15 protein-coding genes are annotated in these 17774 nt (G+C 68.9%); 7 read left to right on the forward strand and 8 right to left on the reverse strand.

What is annotated here, in order from left to right:
• Window positions 1–88: 88 nt before the first annotated feature.
• Entirely contained in the window at window positions 89–904 is an 816-nt protein-coding gene (locus ACZ3HL_RS36575) for a helix-turn-helix transcriptional regulator (RefSeq protein WP_465535943.1), read from the forward strand.
• Between the two features lies 1 nt (window position 905).
• Here the strand turns inward: ACZ3HL_RS36575 and ACZ3HL_RS36580 are convergent, their stop codons facing one another.
• Window positions 906–1490 (reverse strand): hypothetical protein, encoded by a 585-nt coding sequence (locus ACZ3HL_RS36580; RefSeq protein ID WP_465535945.1) that lies wholly within the window; start codon window positions 1488–1490, stop codon window positions 906–908.
• A gap of 274 nt (window positions 1491–1764) precedes the next feature.
• On the opposite strand from ACZ3HL_RS36580, the gene ACZ3HL_RS36585 reads away from it, so the two are divergent.
• Window positions 1765–2742 carry a GlxA family transcriptional regulator gene (locus ACZ3HL_RS36585; RefSeq protein ID WP_465411593.1) on the forward strand — a complete coding sequence of 326 codons (978 nt, stop codon included), beginning with the start codon at window positions 1765–1767 and terminating at the stop codon, window positions 2740–2742.
• A 64-nt stretch (window positions 2743–2806) separates the two neighbouring features.
• The gene (locus ACZ3HL_RS36590) at window positions 2807–3796 is read left to right on the forward strand and encodes an alpha/beta fold hydrolase (protein ID WP_465535947.1); all 990 of its coding nucleotides are present in this window, start codon (window positions 2807–2809) and stop codon (window positions 3794–3796) included.
• Window positions 3797–3964: 168 nt separating this feature from the next.
• Here ACZ3HL_RS36590 and ACZ3HL_RS36595 read toward each other — a convergent pair whose 3' ends face one another.
• Both ACZ3HL_RS36595 and ACZ3HL_RS36600 read right to left on the reverse strand, forming a co-directional pair.
• On the reverse strand, window positions 3965–4918 hold the full coding sequence (locus tag ACZ3HL_RS36595; protein ID WP_465535949.1) for a DUF6528 family protein: 954 nt from the start codon (window positions 4916–4918) through the stop codon (window positions 3965–3967).
• Between the two features lie 78 nt (window positions 4919–4996).
• Window positions 4997–5953 (reverse strand): Acg family FMN-binding oxidoreductase, encoded by a 957-nt coding sequence (locus ACZ3HL_RS36600; protein WP_465535951.1) that lies wholly within the window; start codon window positions 5951–5953, stop codon window positions 4997–4999.
• Window positions 5954–6112: 159 nt separating this feature from the next.
• Between ACZ3HL_RS36600 and ACZ3HL_RS36605 the strand changes: the two genes are divergently transcribed.
• Complete coding sequence (locus ACZ3HL_RS36605; RefSeq protein WP_192742150.1) at window positions 6113–6409, forward strand: dsRBD fold-containing protein; 297 nt, start codon at window positions 6113–6115, stop codon at window positions 6407–6409.
• Window positions 6410–6415: 6 nt separating this feature from the next.
• Here ACZ3HL_RS36605 and ACZ3HL_RS36610 read toward each other — a convergent pair whose 3' ends face one another.
• Entirely contained in the window at window positions 6416–8158 is a 1743-nt protein-coding gene (locus ACZ3HL_RS36610) for a GAF domain-containing sensor histidine kinase (RefSeq protein ID WP_465535953.1), read from the reverse strand.
• Between the two features lie 130 nt (window positions 8159–8288).
• Here ACZ3HL_RS36610 and ACZ3HL_RS36615 point away from each other — a divergent pair, with 130 nt between their 5' ends.
• The gene (locus ACZ3HL_RS36615; RefSeq protein WP_465411598.1) at window positions 8289–9266 is read left to right on the forward strand and encodes an Acg family FMN-binding oxidoreductase; all 978 of its coding nucleotides are present in this window, start codon (window positions 8289–8291) and stop codon (window positions 9264–9266) included.
• A 122-nt stretch (window positions 9267–9388) separates the two neighbouring features.
• Here ACZ3HL_RS36615 and ACZ3HL_RS36620 read toward each other — a convergent pair whose 3' ends face one another.
• A complete protein-coding gene (locus ACZ3HL_RS36620) occupies window positions 9389–10021 on the reverse strand; it encodes a response regulator (RefSeq protein ID WP_465411599.1) in 633 nt (210 codons plus the stop codon).
• A 188-nt stretch (window positions 10022–10209) separates the two neighbouring features.
• Here ACZ3HL_RS36620 and ACZ3HL_RS36625 point away from each other — a divergent pair, with 188 nt between their 5' ends.
• Both ACZ3HL_RS36625 and ACZ3HL_RS36630 read left to right on the forward strand, forming a co-directional pair.
• Window positions 10210–10515 carry an ANTAR domain-containing protein gene (locus ACZ3HL_RS36625; protein WP_465411600.1) on the forward strand — a complete coding sequence of 102 codons (306 nt, stop codon included), beginning with the start codon at window positions 10210–10212 and terminating at the stop codon, window positions 10513–10515.
• 71 nt (window positions 10516–10586) lie between these two features.
• On the forward strand, window positions 10587–10991 hold the full coding sequence (locus tag ACZ3HL_RS36630) for a response regulator (RefSeq protein WP_465411601.1): 405 nt from the start codon (window positions 10587–10589) through the stop codon (window positions 10989–10991).
• A gap of 8 nt (window positions 10992–10999) precedes the next feature.
• Here the strand turns inward: ACZ3HL_RS36630 and ACZ3HL_RS36635 are convergent, their stop codons facing one another.
• The 3 genes from ACZ3HL_RS36635 to ACZ3HL_RS36645 are packed head-to-tail and all read right to left on the reverse strand — an operon-like array spanning window position 11000 to window position 17287.
• Window positions 11000–15478: a HAMP domain-containing protein gene (locus tag ACZ3HL_RS36635; RefSeq protein ID WP_465411602.1), complete on the reverse strand. Its 4479-nt coding sequence runs from the start codon at window positions 15476–15478 to the stop codon at window positions 11000–11002.
• Between the two features lie 22 nt (window positions 15479–15500).
• Window positions 15501–16571 carry a PAS domain-containing sensor histidine kinase gene (locus tag ACZ3HL_RS36640; protein ID WP_465535954.1) on the reverse strand — a complete coding sequence of 357 codons (1071 nt, stop codon included), beginning with the start codon at window positions 16569–16571 and terminating at the stop codon, window positions 15501–15503.
• A 32-nt stretch (window positions 16572–16603) separates the two neighbouring features.
• Complete coding sequence (locus ACZ3HL_RS36645) at window positions 16604–17287, reverse strand: response regulator (protein WP_465411604.1); 684 nt, start codon at window positions 17285–17287, stop codon at window positions 16604–16606.
• Window positions 17288–17774: the final 487 nt, after the last annotated feature.

Below are 17774 nucleotides of genomic sequence, written 5' to 3' on the forward strand. Positions count from 1 at the left end.
GAAGGGCGTACAGTTCCGGAAATCGTGCGGGCGGGCCCGGCCCGCCCACCACCCCCGATCGAGGGGGATCACCAAGGAGGGTGAGCCGATGCCGGTCGACGACGCCCAGCTCCTCGGCGCGGTCTCGGACCTGCGCCGGGACACCGGCCTGCCGGTCGGTTTCGCCGGGGTCGCCGGCGCCTCGCCGCGGATGCGGCTGACCGCGTTCCTCGGCAACCGCGGCACCGCGCTGAACGGCCTGTCCGTCCGCGCCGGCTGCGGCCTCGGCGGCAAGGCGCTCGCGCTGACCCGGCCGGTGGTCGCCAACGGCTACCACAGCGCGACCACGATCAGTCACGACTACGACGAGCCGGTCCGCGACGAGGGCATCCACTCGGTGGTCGCGATCCCCGTCGTCGTGCGCCGCCGTGTCCGCGCCGTGCTCTACGGCGGCCTGCGCGACGAGGCCGCCCTCTCCGACCGGACGATCACCGCCGCCCTGCACGCGGCGCGCGATCTCGAACAGACCTTGGCCGTCGAGGACGAGATCGAGAGGCGCCTCGCGGAAGCACGGCCGCTGGCGGAGCATCGCGAGGAGGCCGCGCCGCGGGAACGGCTGCGCGAGGTCTACGGCGAGCTCCGGGCGCTCTCCGGACAGATCGCCGACGGCGCTCTCCGCGACCGCCTCGACGAGGTGTGCGCCAACCTCACCGGCGCCGCTTCCCCGGTGGTGCGCCTGGCGCCGAGGGAACTCGACACCATCGCGCTCGTCGCGCTCGGCCTGACGAACGCCGAGATCGCGCACCGGCTGGGGCTGACCGCGGAGACGGTCAAGAGCTACCTACGGGACGCCATGCGGAAGCTCGACGCGACCTCCCGGTTGCAGGCCGTCACGCACGCGCGGCGGATCGGCCTGCTCCCCTGACTCAGCCCGCGGGCACCGGCGAGACCGAGGCGATGCAGTACTTGTCACTCGCCTCTCGCCGCACCTCCATCGTCCCGGTGAAGCTCTCGCTGTGGTTCAGGGTGCCGGTCATCGTCACCACGATCAGGTCCGGGCCCGCCGCGCGCGGTTCTTGCGCGGTGAGCGACGCATTGCGGTCGCCGTACTCCTTCGCCGCCTTGCGGACCGCGTCCTTGGCGTCCGCGCAGGCCGACTCGGCGGCCTTGCCCGGCTCGTCGCCGAACACCGCGAGCATGAACTTGCCCGCCAGCACCGGACCCCAATTGAGATGCAGCGGGGCCTGCGTCGCGCTCGCCGAACTCGAGGATTTGCTGTCGCTCAGCAGGAATCCGGGCGCGACGAACGCGAGGATCACGAAGACGACCACCACGAGGGCGCCACCACCGGCGATCAGCCCGATCAGCAGGCCGTTGCCCTTCTTCGGCGGCTGCTGTCCCGGGTACTGTGGCCCGCCGTACCCCGGCGGCGGGTAGCCCTGCTGCGGGTACTGCTGCTGGGGGTAGCCCTGCTGCCACTGTGGCCCTTGCGGTCCCTGTGGGTACGACATCGATGCTTCCTTCCCCCGAGCTACCCGTGCGCGAGGAATCTACCGTCCCCTTCGGACAGTCGATCACGCGTGTCGTCCATCCGATCACGCGTGTCGTCCGCCTGATCACGCGTGTCGCCCGTTTCGTCACCTGAGAAGCCGGTCAGTCTCGTGAGTGGTGAGGACGGTGGGGAACCACCGGAGCAAGGATGTCCATGAAGGATATGGGACATTCAACGTCCCAGATCCTTCATGGACACCTCCTCCACCACTCACGAGTCTCTAGAATCGGCCCATGAGACGGCTGGCCGTGGTGGTCTTCAACGGGGCGTCGCTCGGCGCGATGTCGTTCGCGTTCGGCGTGTTCGAGATGGCTTCGGCCTTCGGGGAGTTGCCCGACCTCGATCTCAAGGTCGTCGGCGGCGAACCGGGGACCGCGCTGCGAGGCGGCGGGCTGACCGTGCCGGTCCCCGAAGACCTCGCCGCGGTCCGGGACGCCGATCTGGTGCTGGTCCCGAACTGGCGGTCGCCGATGGAGGATCCGCCGGAAGCCGCGCTGGAGGCGCTCCGTGCGGCACACGACCGGGGAGCCCGGGTGGCCGGGCTGTGCAGCGGCGCCTTCGTCCTGGCCGCGGCCGGTCTGCTCGACGGACGCCCCGCGACCACGCACTGGGCGATGGCCCCGCTGCTCGCGGCCCGGTTCCCAGCCGTCCTCCTCGACGAATCGGTGCTCTACATCGACGACGGCGACATCCTGACCGCGGGCGGCGGCGCGGCGGGGATGGACCTCGGCCTGCACCTGATCCGCTCGTGGTGTGGTGCGGAGGTGGCGAACCGGCTGGCGAAGGGCATGGTCGTCCCGCCGCACCGGCCCGGCGGGCAGGCTCAGTACATCGAGTCGCCGATGCCGGAACTGGATGACGGCGACCCGGTGTCGGAGACGATGGCCTGGGCGCTGACCCGGCTGGACACGGCGCTCCCGGTCGACGAACTCGCCAGGCGGGCGCATATGAGCAGGCGCAACTACGATCGCCGGTTCCGTGAGATCACCGGTGCCGCACCCGGCACTTGGCTCACCCACCAACGAGTCATCCGCGCGCAGCAACTGCTCGAATCCACCGATCTCCCGGTCGACGAGATCGCCAGGTACTGCGGGTTCTCGTCGTCCGCCGCGCTCCGCCCGCATTTCCGGCGGCAGGTCGGGGTCACGCCGGTGTCCTACCGCGAGACGTTCGGGACCAGCCTGGGCGTGCCCGAACCCATCCTGTCTTGAAACAGACCCCGGTTGGCGAAAACACCGCTCACGGCCGGCGCCTCGGTCCGGCCACGATCGAGACATGACCGAAGACAGCCGTTCCTTCCTCAACCGCCGGTCCATGCTCACCCTCGGCGCGGGTGCCGCCGCCGCGCTGGTGGCCTCGGGTGGCATCGCCGAGGCCGGCCAGTCCGGCACTCCTGACGACGCGGCACTCGCCCGTTCCCTCTCCGGCGGTTTCCGTAGCGAGTACGCCCACGTCAACGGGACCCGGCTGCACTACGTCGCCGGTGGCCGCGGCGAGCCGCTGATCCTGCTGCCGGGCTGGCCGGAGACGTGGTGGCAGTACCGCAAGGTCATGCCGGAGCTGGCGAAGCGGTACCGCGTCATCGCCGTCGACCTGCGGGGCATGGGCGGCTCGGGCAAACCGCAAGGCGGGTACGACAAGAAGACGATGGCCCGCGACGTCTTCGAACTCCTGCGCACGCTGGGCCACCGGCGGGCGCATATCGCCGGGCACGACATCGGCGCCATGGTCGCGTTCGCCTTCGCCGCCAACCACCCCGAGGCGACGAAGACCGTCACGCTCATGGACGTCTCGCATCCCGACGAAAGCCTGTACCAGCTCCCCATGCTGGCTCCGCCCGGGCAGCCGGTGAACGTCTGGTGGTTCGCCTTCAACCAGGTCGCGACCCTGCCCGAACAGCTGCTGGCCGGCCGGTCGCGTTTTCTCGTCGACTGGATGTTCGATCATCTCGCGGCCGATCCGGCCTCGATCGGTGCCCGGGACCGGGCGATCTACGCCGCCGCGTACGACCGCCCGGACGCGATCCGCGCGGGGAACGGCTGGTACCAGGCGTTCGGCGCGGACATCGAGGATCAGAAGACCTACGCGAAGATCACCGCCCCGATGCTGGGGCTGGGCTCGGAGTTCAACTACGACTACCTCGCCGCGGTCCTTCCGTCGAAGGCGGTCGACGTCCGGGTACGGAAGATCTCCGGCTCCGGGCACTTCGTCGCGGAGGAGCAGCCGCGGGCGGTCGTCGACGAGCTGCGGACCTTTCTCGGGTGAGACGTATACCCCGAACGGGTCAACGCCGCCCGCCGAACGGTCCGATTCACTCGGTCAGGTGAAAGACGAGGCCGCGCGTCATTCTCGCGACGGGGTCCCCTCTTCTCTGGTGTGTCGGTACCGGCCGGAAAGCCCCCCGAACGGCCGGTACCGACATGGAAGTTCAGCTCAACCGATCCACCAGCGGGCCTTGTAGATCCACGCGCCGTGCAGCGCCAGCTCGGCGCGTGGAAAGGCCAGCCGGACGGTGTCCGTGCACCACGTGCACAGATGGCCCTCCTGCACCGAGGTGGTCACGATCTGCCCGGTCCGCGGGTTCGTCGACACACTCTTCACATGCGGCCGGTCGATCTCCCGCGCACCCGCGTAGCGCTGAGTGAACCCGCCACTCGTCTTCGAGAACTGGTACACCCCCGCTTCCGTGGTCACCCACAGCAGATCCGGCCGGTACGGGACCGGCTGGAGATCGTGCCCGCCCTTCGTCGGCACCGGCGTGGATCGCCGCTCGGTGAGCACCGGCGCGGCGGGCGTGCCACCGACGTTCAACGCGACGAGCGCGTCGGTGCCCAGTGCCCACAGCACGTTCCGGCCGGCGTCCCACACGACGCCGTGCGCCCCCACCAGCCGGTACTCGGCGTAGGTCGTCGAACGCTGCCCCTGTGAAGCGGTGTAGATCCGCACCCAGCCACCGGTGCTGGCCGCGACCGCGACGTTCCCGTCCGGCAGCAGCTCGATGCTATGCGGGTTGGCGGGCCCGCCCACGTTCGCCGCCCAGTACGCCCGGTCGCCCGCCGGATACGGCACGACGGCGGCGAAACCACCCGACGCCGATGTCAGCAGGTACTTCTCGCCACCTCGTTCGGCGAGTTTCGCGTCGCTCGGGTTGCTCCATGAACCCGCCAGGTCCGCCAGCCCGTTCGCGGCGTTCGGCGCCCACGCCCAGCTCACCTTCCGGTGCTGCCAGGAGGCCCGGTCGGCGGGCAGGACCAGGATCCGCTTGGACGCCTGCTCGGTGATGACGATCGAACCGCGATCGACCGCCACCGCCACCGCCGGCGCGGACGCCGCGACCGAAAGGCCCACGACGACCAGCGCCACCAAGGATTTCCGCATGATCTTCATAGGGGGAACCGAACCCGCCCCGGGTGACGGCCGGGTGGCGGCGGCCCGAAACGTGGATGTCGACGAGATGACCCCGGGTCAGAGGCTCGCCCCGGAGCGCCGGAGCAGTACTTCGCCGAGCCGGCGGCGGGCCGTCATCGGCACCGGACGGCCGTACCCGAAGCGCAACACGGTGTGCGGCCTGCCGAGGTCGGCGAAGATCCGGTCCATCGCGGCCCGTGTCTCGGGGGTTTCGAACGGCCTGCCGACGAACGACGTCGCGAGGCCGGCGGCCGTCGCCGTCAGCAGTACCCGCTGCAACACCATTCCCGCCCGAAGGTCGGCGGCCGGTCCGCCGCCCGCGGTCAGCACCGCGCCGAGCACCGGCTCACCGCCCTCGGGCTCAGCGGCGAAGAAGGGCTCCTGCGCGGGAATCGGGTGATGCGACGGCGGTCTGGCCGGCGCCGGGACGCCGTCCGGCGCGTGCGGCGTCCGTCTGGTCCACAACGCGACCTCCGCCTGGAACGCGCCGTTGCGTGCTTGCGCGGCCTCGGCCCGGTGCAGCACGCGCGCGACCGCGTTCGCCCGGTCGCCACGCCCGAACAGCTCCAGCAGCCCGCCTTCCACGAGCGCGGCCGCCCGCAACGTCGTCCGCGCCCACACGGGCACCGGCCGGTCCAGGAACGGACGGCGGTTCGTGTGCCGGCGGAAGACGACTTCGGCCAGCCTTCGCTCCTCCGGTGAGGAGAACCGGTCGCCGTCGATCTCCAGTTCGGCGAGCAGATCCGGCTCGTCCGGCTTCGGCACCACCCTCAGCGAAAGGGTCTTGCCGTTGGACCGCAACGAAATCATCAGGTTGAACATCGCCGCGCCGCACGACAGCCGCGCCTCGCGGGCGTCCGGGTCGGCGATCCGGAGCACCCTCGTGCGGTCGAGCCACACCTCGATCCGGTCCCGGTCGGCGACGAACCGCCACGGCTGGGTGTTGAGCGGGGACGGCGCGCGGACGGCGGCCGCCACCGCCTGGTCGACATGAGTCGGCAGCGGAATCTTCATCGTGGTCTCTCTCCGGAAGACGAGGGTTGGTCCACCATCGGCCGGGGTACCCGGCGACCGCAGCGGCCGCCGGTCATGAATTCCGAGGACTTTCGCCCCCGATTCCCGGGAGCGAGGACTTAGGACCCTGTGCCACGGACGGCGGTGATGGGAGTCTCGATGACCGGAACGGAGCCGACGATGACGGACAAGTGGACGATCGACGTGTCCCTGCAGCACGAGCCGTACCGGGTGCGCGCGGAAGCGTTGCTCCGGCTCGAAGACGGCGGCGAGTTCGTCGGTGTCGGAATCGCGGAGGCCGGGCTGAGAAACGGTTCGGCCTCCCAGATCGGCTCGTACCTCGCGGTGACGCGGGCGCTTTCGGACCTCACGGCGGAACTGCTGGAGACCGTCGCCTCCGACGTCGCCCGCTCGGTCGAAGTCGACGGGGTCCTCACCACGCAGTCGACGAACTGACCGCGGTCAGCGCAAGGGGGCGGACCATTCGATCCTGGTTCCGCCCTCTTCCCGCGTCTCCACCTGGAACGCTCCGCCCGCCTTCTCCGCGCGATCGCGCAGGTTCCGCAGCCCGCCGGGATCGACGGACTCACCGCCGATCCCGGTGCCGTCGTCGGCGACGACGATCCGAAGGACGTCGTCCTTCACCGCCACGTTCACCGAGACCCCGCTCGCCCGCGCGTGCCGGACCACGTTGCCGACCGTTTCCCGCACCACCGCTTCGGCGTGCTCGGCGAAGGCGAGCGGAATCGAGTCGAGCGGCCCGGACAGGCTGACCGTCGGATGGGTGGGGGTGTCGTCGGTGAGTTCGGCGATCGAATCGTAGAGCCGGTGCCGCAACCGCACTCCCCGCTGGCCCGCCTCGCCACCGTGGAGATCGAAGATCGCCGTGCGGATCTCGTGCACGATCTCGTGCATCTGGTCGATGCTCTCGCCGATCCGTCGCCGCAGTTCCGGCGAGTCCGCGCGGCGGTGGGTGCTCTGCATCGCGAGGCCGACCGCGAACAACCGCTGGATCACGTGGTCGTGCAGATCTCTGGCGATCCGGTCGCGGTCGGCGAGCACGTCGAGTTCCCTGGCCGTGCGCTGCCGCGCCGCCAGTTGCAGCGCGAGCGCGGCCTGGTCGGCGAACGAGGCCACCACCGGTAACTGGCCGAGTTCGAACGGGACGGCACCTGGATTCCGCACGGCCATCAGCACACCGGACGTCCGCTCCCGCGCCCGGAGCGGCACCACGAGCGTCGGCCCGAGACGCAACTCCCCGTCGTCGCCGAGCACGAGTTCGGGCACGCTGCGCGGGGTCCGGTCGCGGTAGACCGCCCCCGGCAACGAGGTGGCGACACCGATCCGCGTCCCGGTCAGCTCCGCGGCCCGCGCGCCCGCGCAAACGGCGATCGTGAGTTCGCCGGCCTCGTCCTCCCCGCCCGGGCTGACGTCGAGCCGTCCGGGACCGGGCAGTGCCAGCAGGGTGAGGTCGGAACCGGTCAGTTCCAATGCCCGCCCGGCGATCAGGTTGAGCGCGTCGACCGGATCGGTGCCGCCCAGCAGTTCCGTGGTCACCTCGCTGGTCGCGGCCTGCCACCGCTGGCGGATCCGCGTCTGCTCGTAGAGGTGGGCGTTCTCGATCGCGATCCCGGCCGCGGCGGCGAGTGCCTGGACGACCACCTCGTCGTCATCGGTGAAATTCCCCCCGCGTTTCTCGGTGAGGTAGAGATTCCCGAACACTTCGTCGCGGACCCTGATCGGCACGCCGAGGAACGAGCGCATCGGCGGATGGCGCGGCGGGAACCCGACCGACGCGGGATGCCGCGAGATGTCGGCCAGCCGCACCGGTTTCGCCTCGTCGATGACGAAACCCAGCAGTCCGTGCCCTTTCGGGAGATGCCCGATCTGTTCCTTCGTCTCGCTGTCGATGCCGAGATAGACGAATTCGGCGAGCGATCCGTCGTCCGCGATCACGCCGAGCGCGCCATAAGTGGCTTCACCGAGGTCGATCGCCGCCTGCACTATCCGGCGCAGCGTCGCGTCCAGTTCCAGCCCCGACGCGACCGCGAGCACCGCTTCGAGCAGGCCGTCCATCTTGTCGCGGGTGCCGATGAGCCGTTCGATGCGTTCCTGAAGATCCCGCAGCACCTCACGAATCCGCAGCTGGGAAAGGGCGCCGGTGATCCGGTCGTCGTTTCCGCCCAGCCGGTCTTGAGCCGACATCCTGCTGCGCCTCCGAAGATCGGGACGACTCGCTGCCGTGGTGACTTTCTCCTCTTTCGGCCCCGCACCGTGGGCGGGGACCGTCTCACGAGACAACCTTATTGCCCGTGGCGCGGCGACGGGGGAAACCATGACCATACAAGTCACCGGAGTCGGGCGTTTGAACTCCGAACAGGTGAATTCCGTGCTCCGGTCGGCCACCCTGGCCCCGTCGACGCACAACACCCAGCCGTGGCTCTTCCGCTGCACCGGCACGGGAATCGAAGTCCACGCCGATCCGCGCCGGATCCTGCCCGCCACGGATCCGGACGGCCGGGAAATCGTTCTCTCGTGCGGTGCCGCCCTGTTCACCCTCCGGACGGCGATTCACGCACTGGGTTTCCATCCGGCGACGACCCTGATGCCGAGCCGCGCCGATCCCGATCTGCTGGCGGTCGTCCGTCCGCTCGCCGAGCGCACCCCGGATCCGAAGGTCGTCCGGCTGGCCCGCGCAATCCCCCGCCGCCGGACCAACCGGCGGCCGTTCGTGTCCGACGTCGTCCCGAAAACCACGCTCACCGCGCTCCGCCACGCGACCGAGCTCGAGCACGCGTGGATGTCGAGTCTCGACGCCGACCAGTGCCGTCTGTTGCACGACCTCACCTCCCGCGCCCGGCGGGAGCAACTCTCCGATCCCGCGTTCCTCGCCGAGCTCGACCGCTGGACCAGGCTGGGCGCGGGCACTCGCGACGGGGTGCCGTCCTACGCGACCGAAGGCACCCCCGCCGACGAAAGCTGGCTACTCGGCGAATTCGGCGAAGGCCACAGCGGCACACTCCCTCTTCCACTGGTGGTGGTGATCGGATCGCTGACCGACGAACGGCTCGACCGGCTGCAAGCCGGCCAGGCGATGCAACGGGTGCTGCTGACCGCGACCTGCGCGGGCCTGGACGCGTCGTTCATCTCGCCGCCGATCATGGTCCGTGCTGCCCGGGCCGAACTCCGGCGCCTCCTCGGCTGCGGGGTGTGGCCGCAGGTGCTGCTGCGGGTCGGCTACGGGTCGCAGCTGCCGTGGACGCCGCGCCGCCCGCTGGAGGACATGCTGCTCGACACGCTCATTTCCGCTTGAGACAGGCTCCGTCACGGCCATCAACCTCGCGTGAACGGCGATCTCGCGTGATTGAACGGACGACACGCGTGACTGGATGGACGACACGTGTGTTCAGCCGGACGGCACAAGGACGTTAGCCTTCACTGCCGCCGCAGTTCCGTGGCGAGCACGGCCGCCTGGGTCCGCCGCTGCATCCCGAGTTTCGTCAGCAGCCGGGACACGTAGTTCTTCACGGTCTTCTCCGCGAGGAACATCCGCTCGGCGATCTGCCGGTTGGTCAGTCCCTCGCCGATCAGTTCCAGCAGGGTGCGTTCCTGGTCGGAAAGTCCGGCGAGCGGCCCCTTCTTGGCGGCGTCGTCGCGGAACTTCGCCATCAGCGTCGCGGCGGCCCGCGTGTCCAGCAACGACCGGCCGAGACCGACCTCCTTGACCGCCGCGACCAGGTCCATCCCCCGGATGTCCTTGATGACGTACCCGCTCGCGCCCGCCATGATCGCGTCCAGCATCGCCTGCTCATCGGTGTAGGAGGTGAGCATCAGGCATTTCAGCTCGGGCACCTTGGAGCGCAGTTCGCGTGCGAGCTCGACACCGTTGCCGTCCGGCAGCCGGACGTCGAGCACGGCGACATCCGGCCGCAAAGCAGGAATCCTCGCCAGCGCTTGGGAAAACGTCGCGGCCTGACCGACGACACACAGGCCGGCGTCCTCCTCGAGCATGTCCGCGACCCCTCGGCGGACCACCTCGTGATCGTCGACCAGAAACACCCGGAGCATTCCGACCTCCACGGTTTCCCTCCTCGGATGTGAGCGTACGGCGCACGGCCGGTCACTGCGACAGGCCAATGGGCCCTGTTCGGCGCCCGTTCGAGTGGCCGCCGCCGACCGGACCAGGTTCATTTGCATCATTCGAGTCAGGACGTTCTGTTCTTCCGGAGCAGTCCGGCCGCTGCGACGATCACCTCATGTCCGAGACCACGCTTTCGCCGGCCCCGCCGGCCGGATCTGCCGACCCGGCCGACGACCTCGTGGCCATGCGCGACCGCATCCGCTTCTACCGGGCCCGTGCCGAGCAACTCCAGTACGCGCTCGACCACCGGCTGCCCATCGAACAGGCGAAGGGGATCCTCGCCGAGCGTTACCAGATCGACGTCGACGCGGCATTCGAACTGCTGCGCTCGTTCTGCCGCAACAACAACATGAAGATCCACGACGTCGCCAGGACGCTCATCGAGCAGCCGAGCGAAGGCGACCACCGGATCTCTTGCTGAGTCACGCCGAGTTCGGCGGGGGGCCCGCGACCACCACCGGCACCGCAGACAGCGCGGGCTCGGACCGGGTGATGAACCGAACGCCGCCCCTCAGGCTCCGGGTGCTCGTCGCGGACGACAACCCGGTCATCGGGGACGCCCTGCGGGCCCTCTTGGAATCCGAACCGGACATCGAGGTGGTCGCCGTCGCGGTCGACGCCGGTGAGGCGGTCGCGCTCGCGGAACTGCTGGCCCCGGAGGTCGCGCTGCTGGACGTGCGGATCCCCGGTGGAGGCGGTGCGTGGATGGCGCGGGAGATCCGGCGGCGGGTGCCCCATACACGGCTGATGGCGTTCTCCGCGCACAGCGACACCCGGTCCATCGCCCAGATGGCGTCCGCGGGTGTCACCGAATACCTCGTGAAGGGCAGCCCCAACACGGAGATCGTCGCGGCCATCCGCCGTGTCTGCGCGCGCGGCGCCAACGGGACCGAGTAGCCCGCCGTTCAGTCCGCGAGCCAGCGTTCCATGCACGCCAGCAATTCCTCCGCGTTCACGGGTTTGGTGACGTAGTCGCTCGCCCCGGCGGCGAGACTCTTCTCCCGGTCCCCCTCCATCGCTTTCGCGGTCACCGTGATGATCGGCAGGCCGGCGAACTTCGGCATCTCGCGGATCGCGGCGGTCGTCGCGCGGCCGTCCATCTCGGGCATCATCACGTCCATCAGGATCAGGTCGATACCGTCGTCGGACAGCAGTTCCTCGATACCCTTGCGGCCGTTGGGCGCGTGCACGACCGACAGGCCGTGCAGTTCGAGCATCCCCGAGATCGCGTACACGTTGCGGGGGTCGTCGTCGACGAGCAGCACCTTGCGGCCCCGCAGCCGCGGCGGTCCGGCGGGCAGGCCGGACGGCTGGGGGTCCGACGACGGCACCGTCTCCTCCGGCTGCTGCATCAGCGGCAGGATGCCTTCGAGCTCGCTGGCCGAGATGTGCAGCATGATGCGTTCCCGCAGCATGTCCAGCGACGGCAGCAGCTCGACCGGATGCACCTTCGCGTGCCCGTGCAGCAACCGCTCCTGCGCCGCGCTGAGCTTGCGGGTCGCGTGCGCCAGCACCGGGACCTCGACGGGGTCCGGCCCCTCGGCGAGCCGTTTGAGGAAGCTCAACGCGCTCGTCCCGGGGATGCTGGCGTCGAGGACGACGCATCGGTAGCTCTCCCGCTTCACCTCCTCGAACGCTTCCGCCGGATCGGCCACCGCCCGGACCTGGACCGAGCCGTGACTGTCCGCGACGTCGGCCGCGACACCGCGGGCGAGGAGGGTCAGCAGGCTGTTCCGCTCGCCCTCCACTACCAGGACCCGCCGCTCCGCGCCGACGTTGTCCACAGTGGACTCGTCGAGGCTGGCCGGCGCGGCGAACCTGGCCACCGGCAGGTACAGGGTGAACGTGCTGCCCGTCCCCAGCACGCTGTCCGCCCGGATCTCGCCGCCGAGCAGATACGCGACCTCACGGCTGATCGACAGGCCAAGCCCCGTGCCGCCGTATTTGCGGCTGGTGGTGCCGTCGGCCTGCTGGAAGGCCCCGAAGATCGATTCGAGGTTCTCCTCCGCGATCCCGATCCCGGTGTCGATGACGCTGAACGCCACCAGTGCTTCGTGCGGGAGCGCGCCCGACGGCGAAACGACGGTGTCGACCAATTCGACCCGCAGTTCGACGCCGCCGCGTTCGGTGAACTTGACCGCGTTCGACAGGAGGTTCCGCAGCACCTGCCGAAGCCGCTGCTCGTCGGTGAAGAGCAGTTCCGGCACGTTGGGTTCGACGGTGACCTGGAAGTCGAGCCCCTTCTCCGCGGTCAGCGGCCGGAACGTCGTGCCGACGTAGTCGAGCAGCTGGCGCAGCGGGAACGGCTCGTGATGGATGTCCATTTTCCCGGCCTCGACCTTCGACAGGTCGAGGATGTCGTTGATCAGCTGCAGCAGGTCGGTGCCCGCGGACTGGATCACCTTGGCGAACTCGACCTGTTTGGGGGTCAGGTTCTGGGTCGAGTTCTGCGAGAGGACCCCGGCGAGGATCAGCAGGCTGGTCAACGGGGTACGGAGTTCGTGTGACATGTTCGCCAGGAACTCCGACTTGTACTTCGATGCCAGCGCGAGCTGCTGCGCACGTTCCTCGATTTCCTGGCGCGCCTGCTCGATTTCGAAGTTCTTCACCTCGATGTCGCGGTTCTGCCGCGCGAGGAGTTCGGCCTTCTCTTCCAGTTCCGCGTTGGACACCTGGAGTTTCGCCTGCTGCGCCTGAAGCTCCTCGGAGCGGGTCTGCAGCTCCTGGGCGAGCCGCTGGGATTCCTCCAGCAGGGAGTCGGTCCGCGCGTTGGCGATGATCGTGTTGACGTTGACCCCGATGGTCTCCATCAGTTGTGCGAGAAAATCCTTGCGGACGGCGGTGAATTCGCCGAACGACGCCAGTTCGATGACGCCGAGCACCTGGTCCTCGAAGACGATCGGCAACACGATCAGGGTGACCGGCGGGGCGGAGCCGAGGCTCGACGAGATATTCACGAAACCCGGCGGCGTCCGGTCGACCACGATCGGTTTCCTGGTCTGCGCGGCCTGGCCGATCAGCGACTGCCCCATCGCGAAATCCGAGGGCGTGTCCGGGTCCTCGCTGTGCCCGTAGCTGGTGATCAACCGCAGCCGGGTGCCGTGTTCGCCGGCTTCGGTGAGGAACAGCGTCCCGTGCTGGGCGCCGACCAGCGGGGTCAGCTCGTTCATGATGAGCGTGGCCACCACCCGCAGATCCCGGTGCCCCTGCATGAGGCCGGAGATCCGCGCCAGGTTGGTGTTGAGCCAGTCCTGTTCCTCGTTCGCGCGCGTGGTCTCGCGCAGCGACTGGACCATCGCGTTGATGTTGTCCTTCAGCTCCGCGACCTCGCCCTGCGCCTCGACGGAGATCGACCGCGTGAGGTCGCCGGTGGCCACCGCGCTGGTGACCTCGGCGATCGCCCTCACCTGGCGGGTCAGGTTCCCGGCCAGCTCGTTGACGTTCTCCGTCAGCCGCTTCCAGGTACCCGAAACGCCTTCGACCTCCGCCTGGCCGCCGAGCCGTCCCTCACTGCCGACCTCGCGCGCGACGCGGGTGACCTCCGCGGCGAACGCGGAAAGCTGGTCGACCATCGTGTTGATGGTGGTCTTGAGCTCCAGGATCTCGCCCCGCGCGTCGACGTCGATCTTGCGGGAGAGGTCTCCCTGCGCGACCGCGGTGGTCACCTGCGCGATGTTGCGGACCTGGCCGGTGAGGTTGTTCGCCATCGAGTTGACGTTGTCGGTGAGGTCCTTCCAGGTCCCGGCGACGTTCGGCACCCTGGCCTGCCCGCCGAGGATGCCTTCGGTACCGACCTCGCGCGCCACCCGCGTGACCTCGTCCGCGAAGGCCGACAGCGTGTCGACCATCGTGTTGATCGTCTGCGCGAGCGCGGCGACCTCGCCCTTGGCCTCGACGGTGATCTTCTGCGACAGATCGCCCCTGGCGACCGCGGTCGCGACCTGCGCGATGGACCGCACCTGGTCGGTCAGGTTGTCGGCCATGACATTGACCGACTCGGTCAGGCCCTTCCAGGTACCCGACACGCCTTTGACGTCCGCCTGACCGCCCAGCCGTCCCTCGGTGCCGACCTCCCGCGCCACCCGCGTGACCTCATCGGCGAACGACGACAACTGACCGACCATCGTGTTGATGGTGTCCTTGAGCTCCAGGATCTCGCCGCGGGCGTCGACGCGGATCTTCTGCGACAGGTCGCCTTTCGCGACCGCGGTGGTGACCTCGGCGATCGACCGCACCTGATCCGTGAGGTTGTCTGCCATGACGTTCACCGACTCGGTCAGGCCCTTCCACGTCCCGGACACGCCCTTGACGTCCGCCTGACCGCCCAGCCGTCCCTCGGTGCCGACCTCCCGCGCCACCCGCGTGACCTCATCGGCGAACGACGACAACTGATCCACCATCGTGTTGATCGTGTTCTTCAACTCCAGGATCTCGCCCCGCGCGTCCACGGTGATCTTCTGCGACAGATCACCCTTCGCCACCGCCGTGGCGACCTGGGCGATGGAGCGGACCTGCGCGGTGAGGTTGCCCGCCATGAAGTTCACCGACGTCGTCAGATCCCGCCAGGTGCCGGCCACCCCGGGCACCTGGGCCTGCCCGCCGAGCGCTCCTTCGGTGCCGACCTCCCGCGCCACCCGCGTGACCTCGTCCGCGAACGACGACAACTGATCCACCATCGTGTTGATCGTGTTCTTCAACTCCAGGATCTCGCCCCGCGCGTCCACGGTGATCTTCTGCGACAGGTCGCCTTTCGCCACCGCCGTCGTGACCTCGGCGATCGACCGCACCTGATCGGTCAGGTTGCCCGCCATGAAGTTCACCGACGTCGTCAGATCCCGCCAGGTCCCCGCCACGCCGGGGACTTCCGCCTGCCCGCCCAGCCGTCCTTCGCTGCCGACCTCCCGCGCCACCCGCGTGACCTCGTCCGCGAACGACGACAACTGATCCACCATCGTGTTGATCGTGTTCTTCAACTCGAGCATCTCGCCCTTGACGTCGACGGTGATCTTCTGGGAGAGATCACCCTTCGCCACCGCCGTGGCGACCTCGGCGATGTCGCGGACCTGGCCGGTGAGGTTGCCCGCCATCGCGTTCACCGAATCGGTGAGGTCCTTCCACGTCCCCGAAACCGAGGGCACCGCCGCTTGGCCGCCGAGCTTCCCGTCGGTACCGACCTCGCGCGCGACCCGCGTGACCTCGGAGGTGAACAGCGCCAGCTGATCGACCATCCCGTTGAAGACGAGCGCCATCTCGTCCATCAGGACGTCGTCCACCTGGGGCAGCCGGGTGCTGAAATCACCGTCGCGAACGGCTTTCAGCCCTTCCAGCAGCCGCTGCAGGCCTTGGTCGTCGATCGCCCCGCGCTTGCTTCCCGGCTCCGGCATCGAAATGCCTCCTTCGTCGTGGCTACCCGCGGGGAGGACCCAGCGGGATCCAGAAGGTCACCGACGTACCTTCGCCGGGTCTGCTGGAGATCCGGAACCAGCCTTGTGCCGCTTCAGCACGTTCTCGCATCGACGCCATGCCGATGTGCTCGCCCGACAACGATTCGTGCCCACTCTCGCCGTCCGGTTTCATCCCGTCGCCGTCGTCGGCGACCGTCACCAGCAGACCGCCGTCCTGTCCGGTCAGCGAGACCACGACCGACGTGGCGTTCGCGTGCTTACGCACGTTCACCAACGCCTCCTGCAGGATCCGGAAGGCGGTGACGACGAGATCGGGCGGCGGCCTGACGGCGAGATCGTGCCGCAGCGTGCAGTCGAGGCCCCAGCCCGCGACGACCTCGTCGAGGTAGTCGCGGACGGAAGCGATCAGATCCTCGTCGTTCAACGCGGGCGGCCGCAATTGGGCGACGAGGATTCGCAACCGCCGAATCGCCCCTTGAATCGCTTCGTCGAGTTGCTTCAACGCGGGATCCCGCCGTTGCGCGGCGAGCATCTGCAACCGCATGCTCACCGCTATCATCGACTGAATGGAATCGTCGTGAACATCCCACGCGATACGGCGACGTTCGGTTTCCTGTGCCCGGACCAAATGCGCGAAGGCCTGGCGGCGTTCGGCCCTTTCCTCCTGAGTTTTCCGGCGTTCGGTGAGATCACGGGTGACCTTGCCGAAACCGACGAGGTCGCCTTGTTCGTCCCGTAAGGCGGTGATCACGGTGTTGGCCCAGAACCGCTCGCCGCCGCGCCGGACGCGCCAGCCCTCGTCCTCGTGGCTCCCCATTTCGGCGGCGATCAGCAGTTCCGAGGCGGGTTTGCCGCCGTCGACGTCGTTCTCGGTGTAGAAAACCGAGAAATGACGGCCGAGAATCTCCTCCCCGGAATAGCCCTTGATCCGCTCCGCACCCGGATTCCAGCTGATCACCCTGCCCTCGACGTCCAGCAGGTAAATGGCGTAATCGACGACGCTGTGCATGAACAACTCGAAGAGCACAGCGCTGCGGTGATCAGGCGCCTGTTCCGATGGCAGCATGGCCATAGTGCAGCTTGGCACTCGGATACGTCTCGCCGCTACGGCCGTTCGAGGAGGCCGTTCTTGCGCGCGTGCGCCACGGCTTCGAGTTTCGAATGGGTCCCGGTCTTCACCAGGATCCGCTGCACGTGATTCCGCACGGTGTTCCGCGCCAGCCGCAACTCTTCGGCGATCCGGTCGGTTCCCGCCCCTTCGGCGATCAGCCCCAGCACCTGTCGTTCCCTCAGGGTCAGTACCGGCCCCAGCCTGCCCGGGCCGCCCGCCAGCATGGCCAGCGCGCCGCTGAGCAGTTCGGGGTCGATGACCACGTCGCCCGCCGCGATGGTCCGGATCGCCGTGACCAGTTCGTCGAGAAGCCCGGACTTCAGCAGCAGCCCGGCCCCGCCGACCTCCAGGATCCTGGCGGCGATGGCGCTGTTGGCGTCACCGGTCAGCACCAGCACCCTGCTCGAGGGCGAGATCGCGCGGAACCCGGCGATCGCCTCGATCCCGTCTCCGTCCGGCAGCCGCCGATCGAGCAGCACGATGTCGGGATGGTGCTCCCCTGCCGCGATCATCCCGTGCGCCAAGGACTCCACCGACGCCACCAGGTCGATCTCCGGGAACTCCTCGAAGGCCGCGCCCAGCGCTTCCGCCACCATCTTGTGGTCCTCGACGAGCAGCACCCGGATCGGTCGTGTCGTCGGAGCGGGCACGGGCCGCGGGGAGGTCGGGTTCGGCATGCACCTTCTCCGTCGATCGTGGTCTCGCCGGACCATTGTCCGGCGGATTCCCGGAAATCGATCCCGCCAGCGGCCGCATTCACCCGGGTGCGAATTCGCGGGTCTCGCGTGTCTGGAGCCGGAACACACGTGCTTGGAGACGGAACTCGCGTGATCAAAGGCGGAACTCGCGTGCTTGGAGGCGCAACACACCCGAAGCCGGATCGCACCGTGTCTTCCGGCTTCAATCACGCGTGTTACGGCTTCAATCACGCGTGTTACGGCTTCAAGCACGTGAGTTCCGTCCAGGCGCACGGGGTGGTCCGGTTGGAGACCGGCGCATTGTCCCACCGGCTCCGGCCCCGGCCATCGTTTCGAGGCCAACCCGTGACCCGCCGTACCCGCCTGGCGACCGAGTGGGGTCTTTGTGCCCTCGAGGGCACAACCTTCGGCGGTGACCGGAACGGCCCTCCGTGGCTCATCGTCGTACGTGACGACCGGACCGAGA

The sequence above is a fragment of the Amycolatopsis sp. NPDC000009 genome (assembly GCF_055563465.1).